General features: G+C 69.1%; 13 protein-coding genes. All 13 read right to left on the reverse strand.

What is annotated here, in order from left to right; genetic code table 11:
* Nucleotides 1-1,242: a hypothetical protein gene (locus tag ACFWCH_RS16100; RefSeq protein ID WP_378803806.1), complete on the reverse strand. Its 1,242-nt coding sequence runs from the start codon at nucleotides 1,240-1,242 to the stop codon at nucleotides 1-3.
* Nucleotides 1,243-1,310: 68 nt separating this feature from the next.
* Nucleotides 1,311-4,829, reverse strand: coding sequence for a DNA polymerase III subunit alpha (gene dnaE, locus ACFWCH_RS16105; protein WP_136031345.1), 3,519 nt, complete (start codon nucleotides 4,827-4,829; stop codon nucleotides 1,311-1,313).
* Between the two features lie 70 nt (nucleotides 4,830-4,899).
* The gene (locus ACFWCH_RS16110) at nucleotides 4,900-5,985 is read right to left on the reverse strand and encodes a hypothetical protein (protein ID WP_247638917.1); all 1,086 of its coding nucleotides are present in this window, start codon (nucleotides 5,983-5,985) and stop codon (nucleotides 4,900-4,902) included.
* Complete coding sequence (locus ACFWCH_RS16115) at nucleotides 5,960-6,565, reverse strand: RNA polymerase sigma factor (protein WP_136031341.1); 606 nt, start codon at nucleotides 6,563-6,565, stop codon at nucleotides 5,960-5,962. Before ACFWCH_RS16115 ends, ACFWCH_RS16110 begins: the two co-directional genes overlap by 26 nt.
* 121 nt (nucleotides 6,566-6,686) lie before the next feature.
* Nucleotides 6,687-7,259, reverse strand: a complete 573-nt coding sequence (locus ACFWCH_RS16120) for a GNAT family N-acetyltransferase (protein ID WP_241115776.1) — start codon at nucleotides 7,257-7,259, stop codon at nucleotides 6,687-6,689.
* A gap of 56 nt (nucleotides 7,260-7,315) precedes the next feature.
* Complete coding sequence (locus ACFWCH_RS16125; RefSeq protein ID WP_247638915.1) at nucleotides 7,316-8,236, reverse strand: RluA family pseudouridine synthase; 921 nt, start codon at nucleotides 8,234-8,236, stop codon at nucleotides 7,316-7,318.
* 2 nt (nucleotides 8,237-8,238) lie between these two features.
* The gene (lspA, locus tag ACFWCH_RS16130) at nucleotides 8,239-8,799 is read right to left on the reverse strand and encodes a signal peptidase II (protein WP_247638914.1); all 561 of its coding nucleotides are present in this window, start codon (nucleotides 8,797-8,799) and stop codon (nucleotides 8,239-8,241) included.
* A gap of 96 nt (nucleotides 8,800-8,895) precedes the next feature.
* Nucleotides 8,896-9,489, reverse strand: a complete 594-nt coding sequence (locus tag ACFWCH_RS16135; RefSeq protein ID WP_136031335.1) for a DivIVA domain-containing protein — start codon at nucleotides 9,487-9,489, stop codon at nucleotides 8,896-8,898.
* Nucleotides 9,490-9,670: 181 nt separating this feature from the next.
* On the reverse strand, nucleotides 9,671-9,970 hold the full coding sequence (locus ACFWCH_RS16140) for a YggT family protein (protein WP_136031333.1): 300 nt from the start codon (nucleotides 9,968-9,970) through the stop codon (nucleotides 9,671-9,673).
* A 3-nt stretch (nucleotides 9,971-9,973) separates the two neighbouring features.
* Nucleotides 9,974-10,447: a cell division protein SepF gene (locus ACFWCH_RS16145; protein WP_136031331.1), complete on the reverse strand. Its 474-nt coding sequence runs from the start codon at nucleotides 10,445-10,447 to the stop codon at nucleotides 9,974-9,976.
* 43 nt (nucleotides 10,448-10,490) lie between these two features.
* Nucleotides 10,491-11,186: a YggS family pyridoxal phosphate-dependent enzyme gene (locus ACFWCH_RS16150; protein ID WP_247639003.1), complete on the reverse strand. Its 696-nt coding sequence runs from the start codon at nucleotides 11,184-11,186 to the stop codon at nucleotides 10,491-10,493.
* Between the two features lie 8 nt (nucleotides 11,187-11,194).
* Nucleotides 11,195-12,343 (reverse strand): cell division protein FtsZ, encoded by a 1,149-nt coding sequence (gene ftsZ, locus ACFWCH_RS16155; RefSeq protein ID WP_136031329.1) that lies wholly within the window; start codon nucleotides 12,341-12,343, stop codon nucleotides 11,195-11,197.
* 161 nt (nucleotides 12,344-12,504) lie between these two features.
* A complete protein-coding gene (locus ACFWCH_RS16160; protein WP_247638913.1) occupies nucleotides 12,505-13,422 on the reverse strand; it encodes an FtsQ-type POTRA domain-containing protein in 918 nt (305 codons plus the stop codon).
* Nucleotides 13,423-13,424: the final 2 nt, after the last annotated feature.

Raw genomic sequence — 13,424 nt, forward strand, 5'->3', positions numbered from 1 at the left:
TCAGCCCTTCGTGATGTCGGTGATGTCGTGGAGGTATCCGATGCGGCCGTCGTCATGGCGAACGACGTAGGCCCCTCCGCGATCCTCGATCACCAGCGCCCACGCGGTCGGCCCCACCCGGAAGATCGGCTCGCCGCGCTCGTCGTGCACATCGCGCTCGGTGGGCGCCAGGATCCAGAACGGTTGCGCCGCCTCCGTGTACTGGCGGGGGATCGTGGCCTCGACGTCGTCGTCCTGCTCGTCCGCGACGATCGGATGGACGGCCGTGGCATCGTCGGGGACATCGACCGCTCCTGTCTCCTCCCGAGCGGTCGTGCCGAGGAGCGACTCGATGCTCCCGGTGTCGGAGACGATCTCGGGCTGCTCGGCGCGGGAACGCCGGGAGTAGCTCGGCGTGTACTCCTCCTCGTCGGCCACGGGTATCGTCCCCGTGCCTCCGCCCGACGCGTGCGCAGTGAGCGGGATCCGGTCCGAGTAGTCGGCCGGGTACGAGTCGGTGTCGGCGTGACGCCGATCGCCATCGACCGCATCGGGTACCACGTCGGTGACGGCGTCGGTTGCGGTGTCCGGGCTGGTGGGGGGTCCGGTGTCGGTGACCGCGTCCGTGTCGGACTCCTCCGGCGACCCCACCGCCGCCTCGTCCTGAGTCTCCCCGGACGTCGACTCCGGGCGCGGACGGGCGATCACCGGCCGGACCGGATTCGCGTTCCGGTGCGCGAGAGTCACCAGCCGACCCTGGAAGTCTTCACGCAGCCCCGGGATCAGCGGTGCGAAAACGGTCAGGACGACCAGCGCCACCGACGTGATGACCTGCACGAGCGCGTTCCACGGCAGACCCCACTGACCCGTGGCGATCGCGGCGGACACCGCCAGCCAGAGGTTGCCCGCCCACACGCACGCGGATACGGCGAAGGCGACGGAGGCGAACTGATCGATGCCCAACGAGCCCACGCGGCGGATGCCGTCGGGAGAGAACCGGCGCAGCACCAGCAGGAACACGGCCACCGTCGGGACGCCGATCGGCAGGATCCACTGGATGCCGATGCCCCACAGCGAGACGCCGCCGCTGAGGGGGAAGAAGGAGACGAGGAACGACACCAGCCAGACGCCGACGATCAACAGCTCACGCAGCGTGAAGCCGAGGATGCCGTACTCCGGGGTCACTTCGTCGTCATAGAGGACGCCGTCCTCGTCGCTGAACACCGCGTCGGCGGCATCCGGCTCGGGAAGTTCCGTGCTCATAGTGGTCCTTTCATCACCGGCGCACTCTGGCCGTGGCGGTGCTGTCGACGGCTCCCGATCCTACCCGTTCACCCCAGACAGGTCGGGCCGAGCAGTGACTTGAGGTCGCCGAAGAGGTCGGCCGACACCTTCACCGGCATCGGGACCTCGAACACCTTCGCCGTCCCGCCGCGGTGCACCCGAAGCAGCACCTCGGTCTCGCCGTTGTGCCGTCGCAGCACCTCGGCGAGCTCGTGCATCACGCGCTCGGTGGCGCGCTGCTCCGCGAGCACGAGCGACAGCGGGCCTGCGGCGTCGAACGAGCCCACATCGGGTGCGAAGGCCGACTGGGCATGCAGGTTGAGGCCGTCGTCGCGGCGCGACACCCTCCCCCGCACGGCCAGGATCGCGTCCTGCTGGAGGGTGTGCTGGAACTCCGTGTACGTCTTGCCCATGAACATCACGGTGACCTCGCCGTTGAAGTCCTCGACCGTGATCATGCCGTACGGGTTTCCGCTGGCCTTCGCCACCCGGTGCTGCACGCTTGTGACCAGGCCCGCGACCGTCACCTGGTCGCCGTCCTGCAGGTCCTCCGAGTTGTTGAGGTCATGGATCGAGATCGACGCGTGCTTCGCCAAAGGCACCTCGAGGCCCGCGAGCGGATGGTCGGACACGTACAGCCCGAGCATCTCCCGCTCGAACGCCAGCTTGTCCTTCTTGATCCACTCGGGTCGGGCGGGGACCTTGGCCGGCGCGACCTCCTCCAGCCCGTCGTACAGGCTGTCGAAGTCGAACCCGATCGCGCCCTGAGCCTCGTTGCGCTTCCGGTCGACCGCGGCCTCCACGGCGTCCTCGTGCACCTCCAGCAGCGCACGCCTCGTGTCGCCCATCGAGTCGAACGCGCCCGCCTTGATGAGCGACTCCACGGTGCGCTTGTTGGCGACATGCAGCGGGACCTTGTCGAGGAAGTGGTGGAACGACGTGAAGCGCTCATCCTTCCTGGCCTGCACGATCCCGTCGACGACGTTGGTGCCCACGTTGCGCACCGCTCCCAGACCGAAGCGGATGTCGTCGCCGACGGCGGCGAAGAAGTTGATCGACTCCGAGACGTCGGGCGGCAGCACCCGGATACCCATGCGGCGGCACTCGTTCAGGTACAGCGCCATCTTGTCCTTCGAGTCGCCGACGCTCGTCAGCAGCGCCGCCATGTACTCGGCCGGGTAGTGCGCCTTCAGGTACGCGGTCCAGTAGGACACGAGACCATACGCGGCGGAGTGCGCTTTGTTGAACGCGTAGTCGGAGAAGGGCAGGAGGATGTCCCACAGCGCCTTGATCGCGCCCTCGCCGAAGCCGCGCTCCTTCATACCGCCGGCGAAGCCCTCGTACTGCTTGTCCAGCTCGGACTTCTTCTTCTTGCCCATCGCGCGACGGAGGATGTCGGCCTGACCGAGGCTGAACCCGGCGACCTTCTGCGCGATGGCCATCACCTGCTCCTGGTAGATGATGAGGCCGTAGGACTCCTCCAGGATCTCGGCCAGGGGTTCCTCGAGCTCCGGGTGGATCGGCGTGATCTGCTGCTGGCCGTTCTTGCGCAGCGCGTAGTTCGTGTGCGAGTTCGCGCCCATCGGGCCTGGGCGGTACAGCGCGATGAGGGCCGAGATGTCACCGAAGTTGTCCGGCTTCATCAGGCGCATGAGCGACCGCAGCGGAGGGCTGTCGAGCTGGAACACGCCCAGCGTGTCGCCGCGCGCGAGGAGCTCGTACACCGCGGGGTCGTCGAGTCCGAGGTGCTCGAGGTCGAGCTCCTCGCCTCGGTTCATGCGGATGTTGTCGAGCGCGTCCGAGATGATCGTGAGGTTGCGCAACCCCAGGAAGTCCATCTTGATCAGGCCGAGCGTCTCGCACGACGGGTAGTCGAACTGCGTGACGATCTGCCCGTCCTGCTCGCGGCGCATGATGGGGATGATGTCGAGCAGCGGCTCCGACGACATGATCACACCGGCAGCGTGCACGCCCCACTGGCGCTTGAGGCCCTCGAGCCCGAGCGCGCGATCGAACACCGTCTTCGCCTCGGGGTCGGTCTCGATCAGCGCCCGGAACTCGCTCGCCTCCTTGTAGCGCGGGTGCGCGGAGTCGAACATGCCGTCGAGGGGCATGTCCTTGCCCATCACGGCGGGGGGCATGGCCTTGGTCAGACGCTCCCCCATGCTGAACGGGAACCCGAGCACGCGGCCGGCATCCTTGAGCGCCTGCTTGGACTTGATCGTGCCGTAGGTCACGATCTGTGCCACGCGCTCGGAGCCGTACTTCTCCGTCACGTACTCGATGACCTCGCCACGGCGGCGGTCGTCGAAGTCGACATCGAAGTCGGGCATCGAGACGCGGTCCGGGTTGAGGAAGCGCTCGAAGATGAGACCGTGCTCCAGGGGGTCGAGGTCGGTGATCCGCATCGCGTACGCCACCATCGATCCGGCACCGGAGCCTCGGCCGGGACCGACGCGGATGCCGTTGTCCTTGGCCCAGTTGATGAAGTCGGCGACGACGAGGAAGTAGCCAGGGAACCCCATCTGCAGGATGATGCCGGTCTCGTACTCCGCCTGCTTGCGCACCCGGTCGGGGATACCGCTCGGGTAGCGGTAGTGGAGGCCCTTCTCGACCTCCTTGATGAGCCAGCTGTCTTCGGTCTCGCCGTCTGGCACGGGGAAGCGGGGCATGTAGTTGGCGGAGGTGTTGAACTCCACCTCGCAGCGTTCGGCGATCAGCAGCGTGTTGTCGCACGCCTCCGGGTGATCGCGGAACAGCTGCCGCATCTCGGCCGCGGTCTTGATGTAGTACCCGTCGCCGTCGAACTTGAAGCGGTTCGGGTCGTCGAGCGTTGACCCCGACTGCACGCACAACAGCGCCTCGTGCGCGTCGGCCTCGTGCTGGTGCGTGTAGTGCGAGTCGTTCGTGGCCACCAGCGGGATGCCCAGGTCTTTGGCCAGCCGCAGCAGGTCGGTCATCACCCGGCGCTCGATCGACAGGCCGTGGTCCATGATCTCGGCGAAGTAGTTCTCCTTGCCGAAGATGTCCTGGAACTCCGCCGCCGCCGCCCGCGCCGCGTCGTACTGCCCGAGACGAAGACGCGTCTGCACCTCGCCCGAGGGGCACCCGGTCGTCGCGATGAGGCCCTTGCCGTAGGTCTGCAGCAGCTCGCGGTCCATGCGGGGCTTGAAGTAGTAGCCCTCCATGCTCGACAGCGAGCTGAGCCGGAAGAGGTTGTGCATCCCCTCGGTGCTCTGACTCCACATGGTCATGTGGGTGTACGCGCCGGACCCCGAGACGTCGTCGCTCTTCTGATCGGGCGAGCCCCACTGCACGCGGGTCTTGTCGCTGCGGTGCGTGCCGGGGGTGACGTACGCCTCCAGCCCGACGATCGGCTTGATGCCCGCGGCCTGCGCCGCCCGGTAGAACTCGAACGCCGCGAACGTGTTGCCGTGGTCGGTCACGGCGATCGCCGGCATGCCGTAATCGGCCGCCGCCTGCGTCATGGCATTGATCTTCGCCGCGCCGTCCAGCATCGAGTATTCGCTGTGCACATGCAGGTGGACGAAGGAATCGGATGCCATGTTCCGAGTCTACGGCGGGGCCCCGACACCGAGATCGGTGCCGGGGCCCGTGTCCGGGTCGCCGTGGCTGTCAGGGGATCGCGTCGACGATCGACACGTCGTAGGTGGTTCGTTCGTCCGGCACACCCGACGGCACGAGATCCTGCCCGGACTGCTTCACGTACCAGATCGCGGACTCGACGACCCATCCCGTGGTGGTGTCGATCGTGATCGTCTCGGTCCGCGCGTCGATATCGGTGAACTCGACGCGATACGTCACCTCCGAACCCGCCGTCGAGTCGACCGTGGCACGTCCCGTGAGCTGCAGAGCGGACAGATACGCCGACCGCACGTCCGGGGGCGCGATGTTCTGCTTCAGCTGGCTGAGGATCTCCATGAGCACCGAGTCATCGCGCGCACCGCCGGCCTCGGCGAAGAAACTCGACCAGTAGTCGAGCAGCCCCTGCGGATCCCGGGGCGCGGCGTCGTAGTAGCCGGGGCCACCGACCGGAGGCAGGTCACCGTACTGCCGCCCGCCGACCGACTGCAGCTCAGAAACTTCTGGCCGGTACGGCGCGAGGCTGTCCCACGTCCATCGCATCACCTCGGTATCGGTGCCGAACAGCTCGACGCGCTCCATCGAGGGCCCATAGCGGCTGACCCACGTGCCGGCGCGGTCGGCCGGCACGTAGTCCACTGCGTGCGAGCGCATCACGGCGGCCGAGATGGTCTGCGGGTCGCCGCTCCGCGGCCAGCGGAACACGCCCCCCACACCATCCCGGAAGTAGAGCGCGTCGCTGGTGTAGCGGATCTGCAGATACTGCCCCGCCTGCGGGGTCGTACCGGGGAACGGCTCGGTCGCACCCGTCCCCGACGTCGCCGACGGACGCGGCAGCGGGTCGCCGTGCGGGCGCGGATCGAGCGTCTGCACCGGCACGGCTTCCACGCGCGGCTCCGGTGCCGTCAGCTGGCTCAGCACCACGACCCCGGCCGTGGCGGCCGCGACCCCCGCGACCGCCCCGGCGACGAGGAACAGCGGCCGGTGCACCCTCCGTGACCGCTCGGCCGCCACCCCCGCGTCGATCCCCGTGAGAAGCCGCGCCCTGGCCGACGTCAGGTGCTCCTCGCTGAGGCCGGCCCCCCGGTTGACCTCACGCACGCGCTCGAAAACGTCCATCGACTTCTCCCTTCTTCTCCGTGACCATCGTGTTCCGACCGCGGGCGCGCGCCGGATCCAACCGTGTCCGCACCCGGTTCATGCGGGACCTCACCGTTCCCACGGGAACGCCGAGGGCGAGCGCGATCTCCTCGTAGCTCAGGTCGCCCCAGGCGTAGAGCAGAAGAGTCTCGCGGTCTTTCGCCGACAGCGCGGCGATCAGCGGGGCGAGCTGACGGGTCGAGAGCTCGGCGTCGAGCCGGGCGATCGTCCCGTCGAGATCGCCGTGAGCGATGTGCTCCTCACGCGCCGCCGACTGCGCCGCCGACCGCAGGTGCTTCGCCTCGCGCGCCCTGTGCTTCTTGATCAGCCGCGACGCGATGCCGTACAACCACGGGAGTGCGGAGTCCCAGGACGTGTCGAACGACGACCGCCGCGCGAAGGCGACGAGGAACGTCTCGCTGAGGACGTCCTCTCCGGCATCCATCCCGAGGCGGCGGGCGGCATAGCCACCCACCGCGCCGGCGTGTCTGTCGAACAGTTCGGCGAACGCCCGGGGGTGCCCGAGCGACCGCTGAATGATCTCGCTGTCTGTGCTCACACTATGTATTGCCTCAGAAGCACGATCCGGTTCGAAACTCGTCGCGGCGCCCCGTCGACGACCGATCCGCCGCGCGTTCCCCGGTCCTCACTCACCCGGTCGGTCACTCCACGACGGCCCGTCACCGCAGGTCGAGACGCATGAGCACCCGGGGGAACCCGTCGAGCACGGACCCGGTGTCGGCGGCCTTCGTGAAGCCGGCACCCTCGAACAGGGACCGGGTCCCCACGTACGCCATCGTGAGGTTCACCTTCTCCCCCGCGTTGTCGACCGGATATCCCTCGATCGCTGGAGCCCCGCGTTCCCTGGTGTACGCGACCGCGCCGTCGATCAGCGCGTGCGAGACACCCTGCTTGCGGAATCCCGGGCGCACGCGGAAACACCACAGCGACCAGACGTCCAGATCGTCGACGTGCGGGATGAGGCGATTGCGCGCGAAGCTGGTGTCACGCCGGGGATGCAGAGCCGCCCACCCCACGGGCTCATCGTCGAGATACGCGATGACGCCCGGCGGCGGGTCCTGGTGGCACAGCTCGCGCACGCGATCCGCACGAGCCTGCCCGCGCAGGGACACGTTCTCCTTGTTGCCGATCCGATAGCTGAGGCAGAAGCAGACGTTCGACGTCGGCTTCTTCGGACCCACCAGTGTCGCGACGTCGTCGAAGACGGTCGCGGGGCGCACCACGATGCTCATGCGGTCAGTGTGGCGCACACCACCGACACCGCGCGCGCGGCACCCCGGGACAGCCGCTACTCCCCGCGCAGCACGTCCAGCGCGTGCCGGAAGTCGGCCGGATACGGCGACTCGAACTGCACCCACTCGCCGGTGGTCGGGTGCGCGAACGCGAGCTGGTGGGCGTGCAGCCACTGTCGCGTCAACCCGAGCCGTGCGGACAGCGTGGGGTCGGCGCCGTACAGCGGGTCCCCGACGCAGGGGTGACGATGCGCGGCCATGTGCACGCGGATCTGATGCGTGCGCCCGGTCTCCAGGTGGATCTCCAGCAGCGAGGCTCCGGGAAACGCCTCGAGCGTCTCGTAGTGCGTGACCGATGGCTTGCCGTCCGGCACGACCGCGAACTTCCACGAGTGATTCGGGTGGCGCCCGATGGGCGCGTCGATCGTGCCGACGAGCGGGTCGGGGTGTCCCTGGACGACCGCGTGATAGATCTTCTCGACCGTCCGCTCCTTGAACGCGCGCTTGAGCGCGGTGTACGCGCTCTCGCTCTTGGCGACGACCATGAGCCCGCTCGTGCCCACATCGAGCCGATGCACCACTCCCTGCCGTTCCGGAGCCCCGCTCGTGGCGATCCGGAAACCCGCGGCGGCCAGAGCCCCGACGACCGTGGGCCCTTCCCAGCCCAGCGAGGGATGGGCGGCGACCCCGGTGGGCTTGTCGACCACCACGATGTCGTCGTCGTCATACACGATGCCCAGCTCGGGCACCGCGATCGGCTCGATCCTCGGCGCCTCCTTGGGCTGCCACTCCACCTCGAGCCAGGCCCCGCCGTGCAGACGGTCCGACTTGTCGAGCGTCGCGCCGTCCTGCCGCACACCGCCGCTCGCCGCGACCTCCGCCGCGAACGTCCGCGAGAAGCCGAGCAGCTTCGCGAGGGCCGCGTCGACGCGCGTGCCGTCGAGCCCGTCCGGGACGGGGAGAGAGCGCGACTCCACGCTCAGCGCTCCTCGGGAGACGACGACCCTGCCTCGGCCGACGCGCGTCCGTCGACGACGCGGTCGCTCTCGCTCAGCGCAGCCTCGTGCTCGGCCGCGACGGCCTCCGCGTCCTCATCGGTCTCCACCGGCGCGTGGTCGCGCTCGCGGGTGCCGTCGAAGCGCAGGCCGAACACCACCAGCAGTGCCACCGAGATCATGCCGGTGACGATGAAGATGTCGGCGACGTTGAAGATCGCGGGCATCATCCACGGCATGGAGATCATGTCGACCACGTGGCCGACCGGGAACCCGGGCTCGCGGAACAGCCGGTCGCTGAGGTTGCCGAGCACACCGCCGAGCAGGCAGCCGAGGACGACGGCCCACAACCGGGACCTCAGGCCGAAGGCCTTCCAGACGATCACTCCCGCGACGACCGCGAGGGCGATCGTGAAGATCCACGTGACCTCGGACCCGAGCGAGAACGCCGCTCCGGGGTTGCGGATGTAATACAGCTGCAGGAACTCCCCGAGCACGGGGACGACCTCGTGCAGCGGAAGGTGCTCGATGGTGAGGTACTTCACAAACTGATCGGCGGCCAGCACGACCGCTGCGAGAATCGCAACGAGCGCGCCGGCCGCCGACCGACGAAGGGGACGACGTCCTGTCAACGCGACGCCTTACAGGCCGATCGCGGAGACGGGCGTGGAGTCCGTGGAAGCCGACTTCTCGTCGAGGTCGCGGAGCTGACCCTCGATGTAGCCGCGCAGCTGAGCACGGTAGTCGCGCTCGAAGTTGCGGAGCTCGGTAATGCGGGCCTCGAGCGTGTTGCGCTCGCGCTCCAGACGCGCCGACTCCTCCCGCTGCTTGGCCTCGGCCTCGGTGCGGATGCGAGCGACCTCGGTCTCCGCCTCCGCGATGAGCGCGTTGCGCTTGGCCTCACCCTCGGCGACGTGCTCGTCGTGCAGACGCTGGGCGAGCTCGATGATCCCGGCGGTCGCCGTGGCAGAACCGGTCGGAGCGGGCTCGGCGGGCGTGGCCTCGGCGGCGGGCGCGGCCACCGGCTTCGGGGCGGGGGTCTCGGCGGCGGCGGGCGCGGCACCGGACTCGTACGCGGCCAGCTTGGCCTTCAGCTCGGCATTCTCCTCGAGGGCCTTGCGCCACTCGATGACGATCTCGTCGAGGAAGTCGTCGACCTCGTCCGGGTCGAAGCCGTCCTTGAAGCGGACGTGCTGGAACTGCTTGGTGACGACGTCATCCGGGGTAAGTGCCATGGGTGGCTCCTCTTTCGATGAGTTCGATTGCCAGTACCGATGTATGGCGTGTTCGTGATGTGGCGCGAACCCGGGGCGCGCACCTGGGTGCCAGCATAGCCCCCGAGCCTTGGCCTCGCGACGCCGCGACACCCAGGCTCGGCGAACTCACCGGCGCCCTGAGGCGCGACACGCCACGGCGTCAGCGGATGAAGAGCCGGACGATGTTCATCAGGATCAGCACCACCAGCAGGGTGAGCGCGAACCCGAAATCGAGCGACAGCTGCCCGATGCGCAGCGGCGGGATGATCCGCCGGAAGAACCGGATCGGCGGATCGGTGACCGTGTAGACGGCCTCCGCGGCGACGAGGCCGAATCCCTTCGGACGCCACTCCCGGTTGAACAGGGGGATGTAGTCCAGGATAAGCCGCGCGAAGAGCACGAAGATGTACAGCAGCAGCACCAGGTGGACGATGCTGGCGAGGACCGAGACCAGCTGCACGGGTTAGGAGTGGTCGAAGCCCGCGGACTCGGCGTCCGCGTGCGCGATTCCCCCGTGCCCGGACACCGCGATGTTCTCCGGCGAGAGCAGGAACACCTTGGAGGTGACGCGCTCGATGCGGCCGTACAGGCCGAGGGAGAGACCGCTCGCGAAGTCGATGAGGCGCCGCGCGTCGGCGTCGCTCATCTGGGAGAGGTTGATGATGACCGGGACGCCCTCGCGGAAGTTCTCCGCGATGAGCTGCGCGTCGCGGTACTGCTTCGGGTGGACGGTGAGGATCTCGTTCACGGCTCCTGCTGCGGGCTGACGGACGGCGACGGGACGACGGAGGGGCGTGACGGGGGCCGGGGTCGGCTCCTCACGCTCGCGCTCGCGCTCACGGTGGGCGCGGGCGGGTGCCTGCGTCTCCTCCTCGTAGACCTCTTCCTCGTCGGCGAGGCCGAGATACACCATGGTCTTCTTCAGCGGGTTACCCATCGTGTCCTCCGGTTCGAACGTCTCGGGCTGGTCTTGTCACAGGTTAACCCCGGTCGGGGCGCGGTCCCGTGATTGCGGAACCGATGCGCAGGTGTGTCGCGCCGGCGGCGATGGCTTCGACGAAGTCGCCGGTCATACCGGCCGAGATCCACGTGGCCGTCGGCTCGATCGTGCGGATGCCGTCGGCGATGCCCCGGAGCCGCGCGAACGCGGAGGCGGGCTCCTCGTCCAGCGGCGCGACGGCCATGACGCCGCGCAGCCGCAGCGACGGCAGCGACAGCACGTGCTCGGCCAGAGCGGTCGCCGCGTCGGGTGCGACACCGCCGCGACCCGGGTCGTCGGTCAGATTGATCTGCACGAGCACGTCGAGCACATCGTCGCCGTCGGTCGCTCGATGCAGCGCGTCGGCGAAGCGGTCGCGGTCGACGGAGTGCACCACGTCGGCGCTGCGCCGGATGGCCCCCGCCTTGTTGGTCTGCCCCTGGCCGATGAAGTGCCACTGCAGGTCGAGGTCGGCGAGCTCCGTGGCCTTCGCGGTCAGCTCCTGCTGGCGGTTCTCCCCCACCGCCGAGACGCCGAGGGCGTGCAGCTCGCGCACGAGAGCCGCCGGGTGGAACTTCGTCACGACGATCCGGGTGATCTCCTCCGGTGCGCGACCGGCCGCGCGCGCGGCGTCGGCGATCCGTTCGTCGATCGCCGACAGCCGCGCCGCGAGCTCCGATGGCGCCGGAGCACCCATCGGAGCCGTCACTTCAGGAATTCGGGGATGTCGATGTCGTCGTCGGCGAATGCCGGCTCGATGCTGGTGGCCGGCGTGCGCTGCGGTGCCGGGGCCGACTCGGTGGCGGGCGTCTCCGCGGGCTTCTCGGCCTCGTCCGAGAGGGCGACCTCCGGCAGCGATGCGGTGGACGGCCGGGAGACGACCATCGGGTCCAGGCGCAGCGACGGCTCCCCGCCGTCGAAGCCCGCGGCGATGACCGTGACGCGCACCTCGTCGCCGAGCGTGTCGTCGATGACGGTACCGAAGATGATGTTCGCCTCCGGGTGCGCGGCCTCCTTCACCAGGTCCGCGGCGTCGTGGATCTCGAAGATGCCCAGGTTCGAGCCACCCTGGATCGAGAGGAGCACGCCGTGCGCGCCCTCGATCGAGGCTTCCAGCAGCGGAGACTCGACCGCGAGTTCGGCGGCCTTGATGGCCCGGTCGGCGCCGCGCGCCGACCCGATACCCATGAGCGCGGATCCCGCACCCTGCATGACCGACTTGACGTCGGCGAAGTCGAGGTTGATCAGACCGGGGGTGGTGATGAGGTCCGTGATGCCCTGGACACCGGCGAGGAGCACCTGGTCGGCGGTCGCGAAGGCCTCGATCATCGAGATGCCGCGGTCGCTGATCTCCAGGAGGCGGTCGTTGGGCACCACGATGAGGGTGTCGACCTCTTCCTTGAGCTTGGCGACGCCGGCCTCCGCCTGGCTCTGGCGGCGGCGACCCTCGAACGAGAACGGCTTGGTCACGACACCGATCGTCAGGGCGCCGATCGACTTGGCGATGCGGGCGACGACGGGCGCGCCACCGGTTCCGGTGCCACCGCCCTCACCGGCGGTGACGAACACCATGTCGGCGCCGGTCAGCGCCTGCTCGATCTCCTCCGCGTGGTCTTCCGCAGCACGGCGACCGACCTCCGGGTCGGCACCCGCCCCGAGACCGCGCGTGAGCTCGCGGCCGACGTCGAGCTTGACGTCGGCGTCGCTCATGAGCAGCGCCTGCGCATCGGTGTTCACGGCGATGAACTCGACTCCGCGGAGCCCGAGCTCGATCATGCGGTTGACGGCGTTGACGCCGCCACCGCCGACGCCGACGACCTTGATCACGGCGAGGTAGTTCTGGTTCTGGCTCATGGCCGGCCTCCGATTAGTCGAGCCTTGGATGGGAACCTTAAACCTCAACTAGAGGTGTAAAGTATTTCCCGGTATTGCGTTCTCTCAGATCGAAGGTAAGCGCCGCCCGGCCGCGCGCGCGCAGCGACACGGGCGTGTCGCCCCATTCCCGCCGAAAGCCGTCAGCCGACGACCGCGACGTCCGGCGAGGTCACATCGATCGACGACGCCTCGGGGTTCGCGGTGAGCGCCGCCGACAGCGCGAGCGCCTTCAGACCCGACTCCTCCGAACTCCCCCACACGACCGTGAGGCCGGTGCTGAGGGTGAGCGTCACATCGTCCGCGGTCGACGCCCTCACCTCCGTCAGCGCCGAGCGGATCCCCTCCGGCAGTGCACGCACCACCAGGCCGGCGCTGCGGAACGCGGCCGAATCCACCCCGCCCTCGGTCTCCACGAGCGGCTGACCCGCGGGCTGCTCCGCCGTCGTCGACAGCGCCACACCCGCCGCATCCACCAGCGTGTAGCCCGCCGACGACGAGATCACCCCGATGGGCGTCCGCTCGACGATGCGCACGGTCAGGTCGTGCGGAGGGCGCGCCTCCAGGGAGTACGTCTCGATCAGCGGGAACGCCAGGAGAGCGGCCTTCACCTCACTCGTGTCCACGAGCGCGAGGGGGGTGCCGACCTGGTCGCTCAGCGCCGCCTCGATCACGGCAGGATCGATCGTCGTCGCCCCCGCGACCGTGATCCGCTCGACCGCGAACAGCGGGCTGTATGCCGCCGCGACGCTCCCGCCCACCAGCAGCACGAGGGCACCCAGGCTGCTGAGCCAGACGATCCGGCGCCGACGTGACCGCTGCGTGAAGCGGCGGATCTCCGCGCGCAGCGCCTTGCGACGAGCGCGAGCCGCCCGCCACACCTCCCGCGTCGACGTGGGACGCTCCGCGTCGTCATCCTGCACGGCCTCGCCCGCAGGCTCATCGACGAGCGGGATCGGCGGCTCCGGATCACGGCGACGCGCACGCGCAGTCCGTTCCGGCGCGGCGGGCGCCTGCTCCGGGGCATCCGGAGCGCTCGGAAGCGGTGCGGGCCGGCGCATGC

This window comes from Microbacterium sp. NPDC060132, assembly GCF_042729675.1.
GTDB lineage: Bacteria > Actinomycetota > Actinomycetes > Actinomycetales > Microbacteriaceae > Microbacterium > Microbacterium sufflavum.